This window comes from Phaeobacter porticola, assembly GCF_001888185.1.
Lineage (GTDB): Bacteria > Pseudomonadota > Alphaproteobacteria > Rhodobacterales > Rhodobacteraceae > Phaeobacter > Phaeobacter porticola.
Window position 1 is genome coordinate 3,503,751 of record NZ_CP016364.1, and the last position, 13,131, is coordinate 3,516,881.

A 13,131-nucleotide genomic window follows, 5' to 3' on the forward strand; every position below is an offset into this window, starting at 1 on the left:
AGTGATGGCTTTCCCGTCATGATCTTTGCTGCCGGGTTCGGCACCAGGATGCGGCATCTAACCCAGACACAGCCCAAGCCAATGATCCCGGTATCTGGCCGCCCCTTGATCGACCGCGCGCTAGATATGGCACGTGCGGTCGATCCAAGCCGCATTGTGATCAACACCCACTACAAGGCGGAGGTTTTGGCGCAATACCTTGCAGATACCAATGTTCAACTCAGTCATGAGGCGCCCGACATCCTCGACACCGGTGGTGGTTTGCGACAAGCACTGCCGTTGCTTGGCACTGATGCAGGCCCGGTGTTTACCATGAATCCCGATGTCGTCTGGGCCGGGCCCAATCCGCTGTCGCTGCTGATGCGCGCGTGGGATCCGGACCGCATGGATGCGCTCTTGGCTTGCATACCGATAGGACGCACCATCGGGCGTAGCGGTGGCGGTGATTTTCATACCGATGCCTTTGGGCGAATTGGGCGCGGTGGGGATCTGGTCTATGGCGGTGTGCAGCTCTTGCGTACCGATAGGCTTGCCACCGTTGCCGAGCCGGTGTTCTCTCTCAATCTGCTTTGGGATCAAATGGCACAGAACCAACGCCTCTTTGCACTGGAGTATCACGGCCATTGGTGCGATGTCGGCACCCCCGAAGGGATCCCCCTAGCCGAGGAACTGATAGCACGACATGAGATTTGAGCCCCAAGACATCCCGCGCCTGTTTGCCGTCCCCTGCGGCGTCGATTTTCCGCGCGCGCTGGTGGACGGGCTGGTCGCGCGCAGTGATGGCACCGCACCCGAGGCACTGGCGCGAGTGGAATTGATCATCAATACAGCACGAATGGCTCGGAGGGTCAGGAAACTTTTTGACCACGGTCCAGCATTGCTGCTGCCTCGCATTTCGCTGCTGACCGATCTGGACCGCCGTGCCACGTTGCGGGGTTTGCCACCCTCGCTGCCGCCTTTGCGACGCCGGCTGGAACTGTCACAGCTGATCGCCAAACTATTGGATGCACAACCTGATCTGGCTGCGCGCTCCTCGCTCTATGACCTGTCCGATAGCCTTGCAGCACTATTTGACGAAATGCAGGGGGAAGGGGTCACTCCCGAGACGATCAGATCACTGGATGTCTCGGATATGTCTGGCCATTGGGCGCGGGCGCAGGCCTTTATTGGGATCGCCGATGAATTTGCCGAAACCCATGGTGGCGCGATGGACCCACAAGCCCGACAGCGGCAGGTGGTGCTGGATTTGATTGAAGATTGGCAGGACAACCCTCCTCAACACCCAGTTATACTTGCAGGGTCGACCGGATCGCGGGGTACCACACTAATGCTGATGGAGGCGATCGCCAAGCTGCCGCAGGGTGCCGTGATCCTGCCCGGCTACGACGGTGAGCAACCGGATCATGCCTGGGAAACGCTCGCTGACGCGCTCAGTTCTGAGGACCATCCTCAATATCGTTTCTTTAAGCTGATGCACGACCTGAGTATGAGGCCGCAGGATATCCAACCGTGGATCGACACTGCACCTGCTTCGCGTCCGCGCAATCGGCTCATGTCTTTGGCCCTGCGCCCAGCGCCTGTAACCGATGCCTGGATGCGCGAAGGCCCTGATTTGTGCGACATTGATCAAGCGACGGCCAATGTCACACTGGTCGAGGCCCCGAGCCCTCGCTCCGAAGCGCTGGCCATCGCGTTACGGCTGCGGCAAGCGGCAGAGGACGGGCAGACCGCCGCGTTGATCACACCCGATCGCATGTTGACACGACAAGTTGCCTCGGCATTGGACCGTTGGGATATCCTGCCCGATGACTCTGCCGGACAACCGCTCCAACTATCGCCGCCCGGTCGCTTTCTGCGCCATATCGCAGAACTGTTTTGCAAACCGCTGCAGTGCGACAGCCTGCTGACACTGTTGAAACATCCGCTGTGTCATGATGGTGCAGGGCGCGGTGATCACCTGCGCCATACCCGCGAATTGGAGCTGCGCCTGCGCCGATACGGTCCGCCATTTCCCGACGCCGACAGTTTCGCCGCGTTTGAGATCGGGCGAGAGTTGATGCCTGGCTGGACCCATTGGCTGGCCCGGTGCTTTGCCGACCAGCCCGTGACCGGCACCCGCCCGCTTTGCCAATGGGTCCACGACCTGCGTCAACAGGCTGAAGAAATCAGCCGTGGCAGTCAGAATCCAAAAAATGGCGGCGTCTGGGATAAAAAGGCGGGGCAGGCGGCGCTGAAAATCATCGCCAATCTAGAGGCCGAAGCCCCCTATGGCGGTGACATGACCGCCCGTGACTTTGCCGATCTGCTGCACGCACTGTTGTCCCAAGGCGAGGTTCGTGACCGAGATGCGCCCTATGGGTCGATCCTGATATGGGGCACGCTGGAGGCGCGTGTTCATGGCGCAGATCTGGTCATTCTTGGCGCGCTGAATGAAGGCAGCTGGCCCGAGGCTGCGGCTCCTGATCCGTGGCTCAATCGCCAACTGCGCCATCAGGCAGGGCTTTTACTGCCGGAGCGGCGCATTGGCCTATCCGCGCATGATTTCCAGCAGGCTGTCGCCGCACCCGAGGTCTGGCTAACCCGTTCCAAACGCTCGGATGAAGCCGACACCGTGCCATCACGCTGGCTGAACCGTATGACCAATCTCTTGTCCGGCTTGCCAGAACAAGGTGGGCCTGAGGCATTATCCGATATGCAGCTACGTGGCCGCAAATGGCTTGATTGGGCCGAAGCGCTGGAAGTACCTACACCCGCTGCGGCCGCCAAACGCCCAGCGCCACGCCCCCCCGTAACGGCGCGGCCCCGCAGACTGACCATCACTGAAATTCCGCGACTGATCCGTGATCCTTATGCGATCTACGCAAAACATGTTTTGAAACTGCGCCCGCTTGACCCGCTAGTGCAGGAACCCGACGCACTGCTGCGTGGGATTGTGCTGCATAAAATCCTTGAGGATTTCATCAAATCCACCGTTGCCGATCCAAGCAGGCTAACGGAACATTGTTTTTTGGAAACTGCGGCGGCGCATCTAGAGGCGAAAGTTCCATGGCCCGTAGCGCGTAGTTTGTGGTTCGCACGACTGGAACGCATTGCAGAAGATTTCATTGTCGGCGAGCATGTGCGACGGGCCAATGCCCACCCCTCTGGGTTTGAGGTATCAGGCGCTGTACGCGTAACCCCACATGATTTTGAAATCGCAGGCACCGCTGACCGGATTGACGTAGATGACCGCGGCGGACTGCATCTCTTTGATTATAAAACCGGCGATCCACCGTCCGAAAACCAACAGAAGGCGTTCGAAAAACAGCTACTGATTGAGGCCGCGATGGCTGAACGTGGCGCCTTTGAACGCTATGGAACCGGTCGGGTTGAGCGGGCGCTGTTCCTTGGTCTCAAAAGCCCATTGAAAGAGGTCCAAGCCCCGCTTTTGGATGAACCGCCAGCTAAGGTCTGGGAGGAGCTGACCAAATTGATCGGCGCCTATTTTGAGCCGGACTTGGGGTATAGCAGCCGCCGTATGGTGTTTCAGGACACCCAGACCGGTGACTATGACCATCTGGCACGCTATGGCGAATGGGATCGAAGCGATATCCCGGAACCGGAGACTCTGACATGACTGCCCGCGACGCTGCCTCAGAAGCACAGTTTCGCGCTGCGCGCCCCGATGCCTCCACCTGGCTTGCGGCCAATGCGGGATCTGGCAAGACCAAGGTGCTGACCGATCGCGTGGCCCGCCTGCTGCTACGAGGCGTGCAGCCGCAGCACATCCTTTGTCTGACCTATACAAAAGCTGCTGCCAGTGAGATGCAGAACCGCCTGTTCAAACGGTTGGGTGAATGGGCAATGCTGGCGGATGCGGATTTGACCAAAGCGCTGACTGATCTGGGCGCGACAGATGCGATTTCCCATGACGGGATGGCGCAGGCCCGCACACTCTTTGCCCGAGCAATTGAAACCCCCGGCGGGCTGAAAATCCAGACGATCCACTCTTTCTGTGCATCATTGTTGCGACGTTTCCCGCTAGAGGCTGGAGTGAGCCCGCAATTCTCAGAAATGGAAGATCGCGCCGCGATCCTTTTGCGCGCCGAAATCGTCGAGGATTTTGCACGGGGACAAGGCGATTTTGCCACTCATGTCAAATTGATCCAGCGACTGGCCCATCTGGTGACGGACAGTGATTTTGATACGTTGACGGCTGCTATTTGCCAAAGACGCGCGGATTTCGACACGCCACTGGATCGCGAGGGCCTGCTGACCCTGTTTGGTCTACCACTTGGTTTCAACGCGACTGCGTTAGAAAGCTGCGTCTTTCTGGGAGGCGAGCAGGATCTACTGGCGCGAACCTGCGCCATGCTGGAACAAGGCGGCGCAAATGATGCCAAAGCGGCTGCTAAGCTGCGCTCAATCAGCACCCTTTCTCTGGCTGACCTTCCAATATTAGAGTCTGTTTTTCTGACCGGAGCTGCCGCCAAAGCTCCCTTTAGTGCCAAGATCAACAGTTTCCCTACAAAGAAACTGCGCGAAGAAAACATTTCGCTGATGGACCAACTGGAACCACTGATGCGACGGGTGGAGGATGCCCGCGCCCAGCGCCTCGCCCTTGCTGCAGTTGATAAATCCGAGGTCTTGCACCATTTCGCAGCCGCATTTCTGCCGGAATATGAACGACGCAAACAGCTGCGTGGTTGGCTTGATTTCGACGATTTGATCCTGAAAGCCCGGCAATTGCTAAATGATCCGACCGTGGCGGCTTGGGTACTGTACCGGCTGGATGGCGGGATCGATCATATCCTTGTGGATGAAGCACAGGACACAAGCCCCGTTCAGTGGGACGTCGTGGAAAAACTGGCACAGGAATTCACGTCAGGTGAGGGCGCGCGATCAGATGTTGAGCGCACAATTTTTGTGGTCGGCGACAAGAAGCAGTCGATATATTCCTTTCAGGGCGCTGATCCGGATGCCTTTGACAGGATGCAAGCCGAATTTGCCGACAGATTGGCCGAAACCGGCAGCGCACTGCAAAATGCTGCACTGGAGTTTTCCTTTCGCTCCTCTGCTGCAATTCTGGGCTTGGTCGACCTGGTATTCAAGGATCGCCCCAGCGCCGGGTTTCACAAGGATGTGCTGCATCGGGCGTTCAAATCTGAATTGCCAGGACGTGTCGACTTATGGCCAGTCGTGGACAAGATAGATGCCGAAGAAGACAGGGACTGGACAGATCCCGTGGATCGGCCCGGTGCGCGACATCACACAGTTATTCTGGCAGAACGCATCGCCACCTCGATCAAGGAGATGATCGACAGTGGCATCACGCTGCCAGAAGATGGTGACACACCTGGCAGCTTTCGTCGCCGCCCCGTTCAGCCCGGCGATTTCCTGATCCTGGTGCAACGCCGCTCAGAACTGTTTTCCGAAATCATTCGCGCCTGTAAATCTGCTCGCCTGCCCATCGCCGGCGCCGACAGACTTAAGGTGGGGGCAGAACTTGCGGTAAAGGATCTTGCAGCACTTTTGTCCTTCCTCGCCACGCCAGAGGATTCCCTGTCACTGGCGTCTGCGTTGAAATCCCCCTTGTTCGGCTGGGGCGAGCAAGACCTGTTCAACCTTGCGCATAGGCGGGACGGCGGCAGCTATCTGTGGACCGCGTTGCGGGGCCGGGCGGAAGAATTCCCAGAAACAATGGCCATTCTGGATGATCTGCGTGGGCAAACCGATTTTGTGCGGCCGTACGACCTGATCGAACGTGTTCTGACGCGCCACAACGGTCGCCAGAGGCTGCTGGGTCGGCTTGGCCCAGAGGCCGAAGACGGTATTAACGCCCTGCTCAGTCAGGCACTCGCCTATGAGCGCACGGATATTCCTAGCCTGACCGGATTTTTGGTCTGGATGCAAACAGACGATCTGGAAATCAAACGCCAGATGGGTGCGGCAGGAAACATGATCCGAGTGATGTCGGTGCATGGCTCCAAAGGGCTGGAGGCACCAATTGTCATTCTACCAGACACCGCCAAACGCACCCCCCCACGCGATGATGAGATCATGCGGGCCGAAGGCGGACCCATGTGGAAATTACCTAGCGCCCACATGCCAACGGTTATGCAATCTGCCCGCGAACTGGCACAGGAAAAGCAGAAAAATGAACGGTTACGACTGCTCTATGTGGCTCTAACACGTGCAGAGAAATGGCTGATCGTCGCTGCTGCCGGGGAACTATCGAAAGACGGGGATAGCTGGTATCAGATGGTGGAACATGCCCTGCAATCAGCCGGCGCGGTCGAATACGACACTGGAAACGGCCCTGGCTTGCGGCTTGAACATGGCGATTGGGATGGGTTGCCCTATCATACGGTCCCTCCAACCATGATCACCCCGCGACAATTGCCAGAGGTCTTTTTGACCCCACCACCGGCCTACATGGCGCCCCCCGCCACGCTCAGCCCATCGGATCTAGGCGGGGCCAAAGCTTTAGCTGGTGAGATGGGGAAAGACGAAGACGCCGCAAAGGCGCGGGGCAGTCGGCTCCACCTGTTGCTGGAGCACCTCCCCAATGCACCTGCCGAGGACTGGATCCGTATTGCGAATGCCTTGCTAGCCGATCACAAAGAAACAAACGAGCTGCTGGCGGAAGCCACGGCAGTGCTAACTGCACCGGATTTACAGCAGATCTTTGCCCTCGAAACATTAGCCGAAACTGCGATTTCCGCCGATCTGGATGGCGTGCGGTTGCATGGCGTTATTGACCGACTGATCGTTACGCCCAACGAGGTGATTGCGGTTGATTTCAAATCCAATGCAAGCATTCCCGCAAGCCCAGAGACATGTCCTGAAGGCTTGCTGCGCCAGATGGGGGCCTATGCCCACGCGCTGGCCAAGCTGTACCCGGACCGAAAAATCAACACCGCTCTCTTGTGGACACGTACGGCGTCCTTGATGTGGCTTCCACACGATCTTGTGTCATCGGCCCTTCAACGCCGCCAGATACCTTGACGATCAGTTAAGGCATTCATAGGTTCACAACCGAACTGCCACACTCTTAGGGAGACATTCCAATGTCCACCGTCGCCGTAACCGATGCCACCTTTGATGCCGAAGTAAAGAACTCCGAAGTCCCCGTTGTCGTGGATTTCTGGGCCGAATGGTGCGGTCCCTGCAAACAGATTGGCCCCGCTCTGGAAGAGCTGGCCGCTGAATACGGCGATAAGGTCAAAATCGCCAAAGTCGATGTCGACAACAACCCAAATGCCGCTGCGGCCATGGGTGTGCGCGGCATTCCAGCGCTGTTCATCTTCAAAGATGGCCAGGTTGTCTCAAATCGTTCTGGTGCCGCACCCAAAGCTGCGCTGCAAAGCTGGATTGACGATTCAATCTGATCCGCATGGAGCAGGTACTAGACATTACAGGCGTCCCAATGGGGCGCCTTTTTCATGGCGAGTCATCATAGACAACGCGATATCAAAGGAGCAGACATGGCAGAGACACGGGTACTGGTCGAATTCGGTATGGGGACGTCGCTGCGGCGGCAGGACTACACCGAAGCCGCAAAGCGTGCGATCAGGGACGCGCTTTGGCATAACTCTGTGAACGTGGCAGAACTGTTTGATTTCCCAAAATCCGCCATGCGCATCCGTGCTGAAATCGGCGTGCAAAACCCTGACGCCATCGACTGCGACGCGCTCAGCGCAGTCTTTCCCTATGGAACAGCGGAGATTCATGTGACCAAGGGCGGCCTCGATATCGACAAACCCGGCAGTGGCCACACTGTGATCGCCAATGCAGCCATCACCGTCTCATTTGATATGGAGCCGGCAGAATGACCGAAAAACGCATTATTCTGGAAACGGGCTCCGGCAATGATCTCTACGGGCAGGACTACACCAAGGCGGCCCGTCGCGCCGTGCAGGACGCGCTGCACCACTCGTCGATCACGCTCTTTGCCAAACTGGGTATTGATCATACAGAAATGCGGGTGGAGGTCACAATCGGCGTTCAGGAACCTGACAGGGTAGATTGCGATCTGGTGGCCGCCGATCTGCCGCGTGGCCGCGCCACTGTGCGGGCGGTTTTCGGCGGGTTGGATGTAGACGACCATGCGGATGGCAGCAAACACATAGTTGCCACTGCTGCAGTTGAGGCCTGGTTGCCGGATCAGGCAGGACGTTACCGGTTGCGATCCTGATCACAAAACCGGCTCTAACAAAAGAAAAAGCCGCTCTGAAAGGAGCGGCCAAATCATCTCTGGTGCTGAGGATCCGTCCTCAAATCTTTGCGATATCCGCGCGTGTCAGACCGATGTCATCCAATTGCGTGTCGGACAGCAGCGACAGAGCTTTGCGGGTATCGCGGGCTTCTTTCCAGCTCAGGATCGAAGATTTGGCGTTGTAGACTGCGTCCACCAGGCGGAGTACGGTAACTGCTCCGAGCGGCGCATGGATGTTTGCTGTGGTTGCCATTTGCGCATTCCTTATGAGAACCAGCCGACCCCGTGTCGGTTGTAAGCCTCATGTAGGATGGTCGGCTGAGTCTCACAATTGCCGGTTCGACAGTCCCGGATTGCAGTTTCTGCATAGCACATTATTTCAGCTATCCGCCCGTTGCGGTGCAGTTCTCCATAAACGTAACACACATACAGACGTCTCTCATTTGGCACAGCCTATGACCCGATGGATAGCCAATCGAAGCGTTTCACACGCCCCATGCACTGCAAGAACGTGTGAGCAAGGAGCGAGTTGTTCGGCACGGGACCTGTCCATGCCAACATGGTGCATCGCCAACATAACCAAGTTTTTCATCAAAATCGGACAAACATCGCAGACCATGGCGGTCACCCTTGACGCCTATTCCCTTGATCCCCGACACCTGCACCGGATAGCAGCCGGTTGAGGTATAATGGTCCAGTGCCCATATTGGCCTGGAAACGAGGAGAATACGATGGCAGACGATCAATTCCCAGGCTGGCATGGCACCACCATCATCGGCGTGAAAAAGAACGACGAAGTCGTCATTGCCGGTGATGGGCAGGTTTCACTGGGTCAAACCGTGATCAAGGGCAGTGCCCGCAAGGTGAGACGCCTGTCACCCGGTGGGTTTGATGTGGTGGCTGGTTTTGCTGGCTCGACCGCAGACGCCTTTACTCTGTTGGAGCGACTGGAAACCAAGCTGGAGGCGACACCAGGCCAACTTGCCCGCGCCAGCGTGGAGCTGGCCAAGGACTGGCGTACCGACAAATACCTGCAAAAACTGGAAGCTATGTTGATCGTGACGGATGGCACCGACATGTTCGTCATCACAGGTGCAGGGGACGTTCTAGAACCGGAACATGATGTTGCCGCCATCGGATCTGGCGGCAACTTCGCCCTCGCCGCAGCTCGCGGGATGATGGACAGTGATCGTTCAGCAGAAACCGTCGCCCGTGACGCAATGGCGATTGCTGCTGATATCTGCGTCTATACCAATGGCCGACTAACCGTAGAAAGCATCAGCCAGAAAGCGTGATCATGAGCCATATCGACCAGAATGACATTCGCGCTGCTGTTGGCTCCGGATTGCTAAGCGAAGCACAGGCCGCGTCTCTTATGGCGCTGGCGCATAGCCGTCGAGGTGCACGTGAAAACCTTGCGCCCGGTGACGAACCTTTTGAGCTGTTCAAGGGATTCAACGAGATTTTTATTGTCATTGGGCTGGTTATTCTGGCGACAGGCTGGGCGGCTGTGACGGGTTTATCAATGGCGAATGGGCTGGGTGGTCTGATGGAAAAAACCACCATGTGGTCCGTCATCGGCGCCTTTCTTCTATGGGGGCTGGCCGAATACTTTATCCGCCGTCGCCGCATGGTGGCGCCGGCCATTGCGCTGTCCATTTTATGGGGAATGAACGCAAGTGTTGGCTTCACGGCAGAGTTTTCGCAAGTCTTCATGCTAATGCAGAATGATTACTCCAGCCTACCACTGCCGCTGGCGCTGACTACGCTGGCAATTGCTGTATTCTGGTTACGCTTTCGCGTCCCATTCGCCATGGCTTTGATTGCCCTGGGTGTCTTTGCCGTGGTCTTGATGGTGGCAGCACAGAATGCCGGCAGTCCCTCAGGCATCGCCGATTTGTTTCTTCTCTCGGCCTCCGGTCCCTTTGCGTGGGTCACCTTGCTGGTGGGAGTCGGGGTTTTTACAGTGGCCATGATATTTGACCTAAGCGATCCTCATCGTGTCACACGCCGGTCGGCACAGGGGTTTTGGCTGCATGTTGTCGCCGCACCAGCGCTGGTGAATACCATTGCTCTTAGCCTGCTCGACAGTGGCACGCAGCAGGCCAATATGGTGCTGATGGCCGTACTGCTTAGCTTTGCGCTGGTTGCCATCATCATCGACCGTCGGTCGTTCCTGATTGCCGCAATCGGCTATAGCGTCACTCTGGCCGCAACTGTTTTCGATGGCGAAGGCGCTGCAATGACCATTCTGATCCTGGGCCTGTTCCTTGTGATCCTCGGCGCCTTCTGGGCACGTATCCGTGCCGCTCTTATCTCTCCCCTTTCCCGGGTGTTGCCGCTTGATCGGTTGCCCCCTGCACATTGAAACGGAAACTCCTATGACTGACTTGACCCCCCGTGAAATTGTCTCGGAATTAGACCGATTCATCATCGGCCAAAAGGACGCAAAACGTGCGGTTGCGGTAGCCTTGCGCAACCGCTGGCGACGCAAACAGCTGGGCGATGATCTGCGCGACGAGGTCTATCCCAAGAACATCCTGATGATCGGCCCCACCGGCGTCGGCAAGACTGAGATCTCTCGCCGGCTCGCAAAACTGGCACGTGCCCCATTTATCAAGGTTGAGGCCACCAAATTCACAGAGGTTGGCTATGTCGGCCGCGATGTGGAACAAATCATTCGCGATCTGGTGGATGTGGCCATTGTTCAAACCCGCGAACACATGCGTGACGACGTGAAGGCCAAGGCCCGTGCGGCGGCAGAAGATCGCGTTCTGGCCACCATCGCCGGCGAGGATGCCCGCGAGGCCACGCGCGAAATGTTCCGCAAAAAACTGAAATCCGGCGAACTGGACGACACCGTGATCGAATTGGATATCGCCGATACCTCCAACCCAATGGGCGGCATGTTTGAGATTCCTGGTCAGCCTGGCGGCAATATGGGTGCCTTCAATCTTGGTGATATCTTTGGCAAGGCCATGGGTGGACGGACAGTAAAGAAAAAGCTGACGGTTGCCGATAGCTACGATGTGCTGATCAGTGACGAGGCAGACAAGCTGCTGGACGATGAAACCGTAACAAAAGCAGCATTGGAATCAGTGGAACAGAACGGAATTGTATTCCTCGATGAAATCGACAAGGTCTGTGCCCGACAGGATGCGCGCGGTGGTGACGTCAGTCGCGAAGGCGTGCAACGCGACCTGCTGCCGTTGATCGAAGGCACCACAGTATCGACAAAGCATGGACCGATTAAAACCGACCACATCCTGTTCATCGCCTCCGGTGCCTTCCATATTGCCAAGCCATCGGACCTGTTGCCTGAACTACAGGGCCGCCTGCCAATTCGTGTAAACCTGCGTGCGCTCAGCGAGGAAGATTTTGTCCGGATCCTGACCGAAACCGACAATGCGCTGACCCTGCAGTACACCGCCCTTTTGGGGACGGAGAGCGTCAAGGTTACCTTTAGTGAGGACGGTATTGCGTCATTGGCAAAGATCGCGGCCGAGGTGAATCAGACTGTTGAAAACATCGGGGCAAGGCGGCTTTATACCGTGATCGAACGGGTGTTTGAGGAACTGTCCTTCACCGCACCTGACCGCGCCGGTGACGAGGTGATAGTGAACGCCGAGTTTGTGCGCAAAAACCTTGGCGAATTGACAAAATCCGCAGACGTCAGCCGCTACGTGCTCTGACACATAACAGATTAACTGACGATCAGTAGACATGGCGGTGGGCGCCGAGTAGCCTGCCGCCATATTCATATGGTGGTGTTCCATGCAACGATCCCGTCTTCTTTGCAGCCTTATCTTTGTCCTTACAGTAGCCGTCAGCTGCACCGACCGGTCGTTCACCCCAACCCTGCCAAAGGCGTTGGAAGTTGGAACTGCAAAGACAATCTTTGGCGCAACCACCCGCGAACCGCTGCCCAATGGCACATTTGGACCTGGCCGTTCAGCAACGCTAAGTTTGTTGGAATTGACTGTATCAATCCCACCCAACCACAAGCCTGGGCAGTTGGATTTCGGCTATTCAGAGCCTGATCCGACGACACAATTCACCATGGCGGGCCGACGACAGCTTGATGACATGGCCGAGCTAAACCAGCGCGTCGGGAATGAACTACAGAAATTTCCGGCAGGTCAGCGCGATATCACAGTGTTCGTCCATGGTTTTAACTCAACCCAAGCTGAGACTGCCTTCCGTGCCGCTCAACTGAGCAATGATATCAACATCCCCGGCGCCACCATTATTTACTCGTGGCCTAGTCAGGGTAAACCGCTTGGATATGCCTATGATGGCGATAGCGTTCTTTTTGCCCGGGATGGGTTGGAACAGCTGCTGCGCAATCTCAAGCCGGGAGACTCCAACCGCGTGGTTCTGGTCGCCCATTCAATGGGATCGCAACTTGTGATGGAAACAATGCGCCAAATCGAAATCAAAAACCCTGGCTGGAGCAATGACAATCTTGGCGCTGTGATCCTGATGTCCCCGGATCTGGATGTTGAGGTTTTTCGCAGTCAAATGCGCCGAATTGACCCCGTGCCACAGCCGTTTGTAGTGATGGTGTCGCGTAAGGACAACGTCTTGAACCTGTCGCAACGACTGCGCGGCACGCACAACCGGGGCCGGCTTGGCAACCTGAAATCCTTAGATGATGTCGCCGAATTGCCAATCGAAGTGGTTGATACAACCGCCTATGCAGATACGGCCGAGTCCGGGCATTTTGTGGCCGCGACATCCCCCGCCGTGCTGTCCATCCTGAATGCAGCCCGGCAGACGGCACAGACCTTTGATCGCGACGCACTGTCAATACAGCGCCTGTTTCCGGGGCGTATCGTGGTAGATCAGGACGACAAAGCCGTCGAAATATCGCTAAGCGAAAACTATCAGGCAAATATCTACCGCGGTGAGGATCGTTGATCGTCGACGACAGA

General features: G+C 56.9%; 11 protein-coding genes. 10 read left to right on the plus strand and 1 reads right to left on the minus strand.

What is annotated here, in order from left to right:
- Positions 1 to 18: 18 nt before the first annotated feature.
- The 6 genes from PhaeoP97_RS16820 to PhaeoP97_RS16845 all read left to right on the plus strand — a co-directional run bounded on the left by PhaeoP97_RS16820 (position 19) and on the right by PhaeoP97_RS16845 (position 8,176).
- Complete coding sequence (locus tag PhaeoP97_RS16820; protein ID WP_072506545.1) at positions 19 to 693, plus strand: nucleotidyltransferase family protein; 675 nt, start codon at positions 19 to 21, stop codon at positions 691 to 693.
- A complete protein-coding gene (gene addB, locus PhaeoP97_RS16825; protein ID WP_072506058.1) occupies positions 683 to 3,616 on the plus strand; it encodes a double-strand break repair protein AddB in 2,934 nt (977 codons plus the stop codon). Before PhaeoP97_RS16820 ends, addB begins: the two co-directional genes overlap by 11 nt.
- On the plus strand, positions 3,613 to 6,987 hold the full coding sequence (gene addA / locus PhaeoP97_RS16830; protein ID WP_072506059.1) for a double-strand break repair helicase AddA: 3,375 nt from the start codon (positions 3,613 to 3,615) through the stop codon (positions 6,985 to 6,987). The genes addB and addA overlap by 4 nt, the downstream gene beginning before the upstream one ends.
- Positions 6,988 to 7,049: 62 nt before the next feature.
- Positions 7,050 to 7,370, plus strand: a complete 321-nt coding sequence (trxA, locus tag PhaeoP97_RS16835; RefSeq protein ID WP_072506060.1) for a thioredoxin — start codon at positions 7,050 to 7,052, stop codon at positions 7,368 to 7,370.
- Between the two features lie 96 nt (positions 7,371 to 7,466).
- Complete coding sequence (locus tag PhaeoP97_RS16840; protein ID WP_072506061.1) at positions 7,467 to 7,814, plus strand: Lin0512 family protein; 348 nt, start codon at positions 7,467 to 7,469, stop codon at positions 7,812 to 7,814.
- The gene (locus PhaeoP97_RS16845) at positions 7,811 to 8,176 is read left to right on the plus strand and encodes a Lin0512 family protein (RefSeq protein ID WP_072506062.1); all 366 of its coding nucleotides are present in this window, start codon (positions 7,811 to 7,813) and stop codon (positions 8,174 to 8,176) included. The genes PhaeoP97_RS16840 and PhaeoP97_RS16845 overlap by 4 nt, the downstream gene beginning before the upstream one ends.
- Positions 8,177 to 8,255: 79 nt before the next feature.
- On the opposite strand, the gene PhaeoP97_RS16850 is transcribed toward PhaeoP97_RS16845, so the two are convergent.
- On the minus strand, positions 8,256 to 8,450 hold the full coding sequence (locus PhaeoP97_RS16850; RefSeq protein WP_072506063.1) for a DUF1127 domain-containing protein: 195 nt from the start codon (positions 8,448 to 8,450) through the stop codon (positions 8,256 to 8,258).
- 478 nt (positions 8,451 to 8,928) lie between these two features.
- Here PhaeoP97_RS16850 and hslV point away from each other — a divergent pair, with 478 nt between their 5' ends.
- From hslV to PhaeoP97_RS16870, 4 genes are all read left to right on the plus strand, one after another.
- Positions 8,929 to 9,492: an ATP-dependent protease subunit HslV gene (gene hslV, locus PhaeoP97_RS16855; RefSeq protein ID WP_072506064.1), complete on the plus strand. Its 564-nt coding sequence runs from the start codon at positions 8,929 to 8,931 to the stop codon at positions 9,490 to 9,492.
- A gap of 2 nt (positions 9,493 to 9,494) precedes the next feature.
- A complete protein-coding gene (locus PhaeoP97_RS16860; RefSeq protein ID WP_072506065.1) occupies positions 9,495 to 10,565 on the plus strand; it encodes a hypothetical protein in 1,071 nt (356 codons plus the stop codon).
- A gap of 13 nt (positions 10,566 to 10,578) precedes the next feature.
- A complete protein-coding gene (gene hslU / locus PhaeoP97_RS16865; RefSeq protein ID WP_072506066.1) occupies positions 10,579 to 11,889 on the plus strand; it encodes an ATP-dependent protease ATPase subunit HslU in 1,311 nt (436 codons plus the stop codon).
- Between the two features lie 82 nt (positions 11,890 to 11,971).
- Complete coding sequence (locus PhaeoP97_RS16870) at positions 11,972 to 13,117, plus strand: alpha/beta hydrolase (RefSeq protein WP_072506067.1); 1,146 nt, start codon at positions 11,972 to 11,974, stop codon at positions 13,115 to 13,117.
- Positions 13,118 to 13,131: the final 14 nt, after the last annotated feature.

Bases quoted from the DNA above. Each gene is read 5' to 3' on its own strand.
- PhaeoP97_RS16820 (WP_072506545.1), top strand. From the start codon at position 19: ATGATCTTTGCTGCCGGGTTCGGCACCAGGATGCGGCATCTAACCCAG.
- addB (WP_072506058.1), top strand. From the start codon at position 683: ATGAGATTTGAGCCCCAAGACATCCCGCGCCTGTTTGCCGTCCCCTGC.
- addA (WP_072506059.1), top strand. From the start codon at position 3,613: ATGACTGCCCGCGACGCTGCCTCAGAAGCACAGTTTCGCGCTGCGCGC.
- trxA (WP_072506060.1), top strand. From the start codon at position 7,050: ATGTCCACCGTCGCCGTAACCGATGCCACCTTTGATGCCGAAGTAAAG.
- PhaeoP97_RS16840 (WP_072506061.1), top strand. From the start codon at position 7,467: ATGGCAGAGACACGGGTACTGGTCGAATTCGGTATGGGGACGTCGCTG.
- PhaeoP97_RS16845 (WP_072506062.1), top strand. From the start codon at position 7,811: ATGACCGAAAAACGCATTATTCTGGAAACGGGCTCCGGCAATGATCTC.
- PhaeoP97_RS16850 (WP_072506063.1), bottom strand. From the start codon at position 8,450: ATGGCAACCACAGCAAACATCCATGCGCCGCTCGGAGCAGTTACCGTA.
- hslV (WP_072506064.1), top strand. From the start codon at position 8,929: ATGGCAGACGATCAATTCCCAGGCTGGCATGGCACCACCATCATCGGC.
- PhaeoP97_RS16860 (WP_072506065.1), top strand. From the start codon at position 9,495: ATGAGCCATATCGACCAGAATGACATTCGCGCTGCTGTTGGCTCCGGA.
- hslU (WP_072506066.1), top strand. From the start codon at position 10,579: ATGACTGACTTGACCCCCCGTGAAATTGTCTCGGAATTAGACCGATTC.
- PhaeoP97_RS16870 (WP_072506067.1), top strand. From the start codon at position 11,972: ATGCAACGATCCCGTCTTCTTTGCAGCCTTATCTTTGTCCTTACAGTA.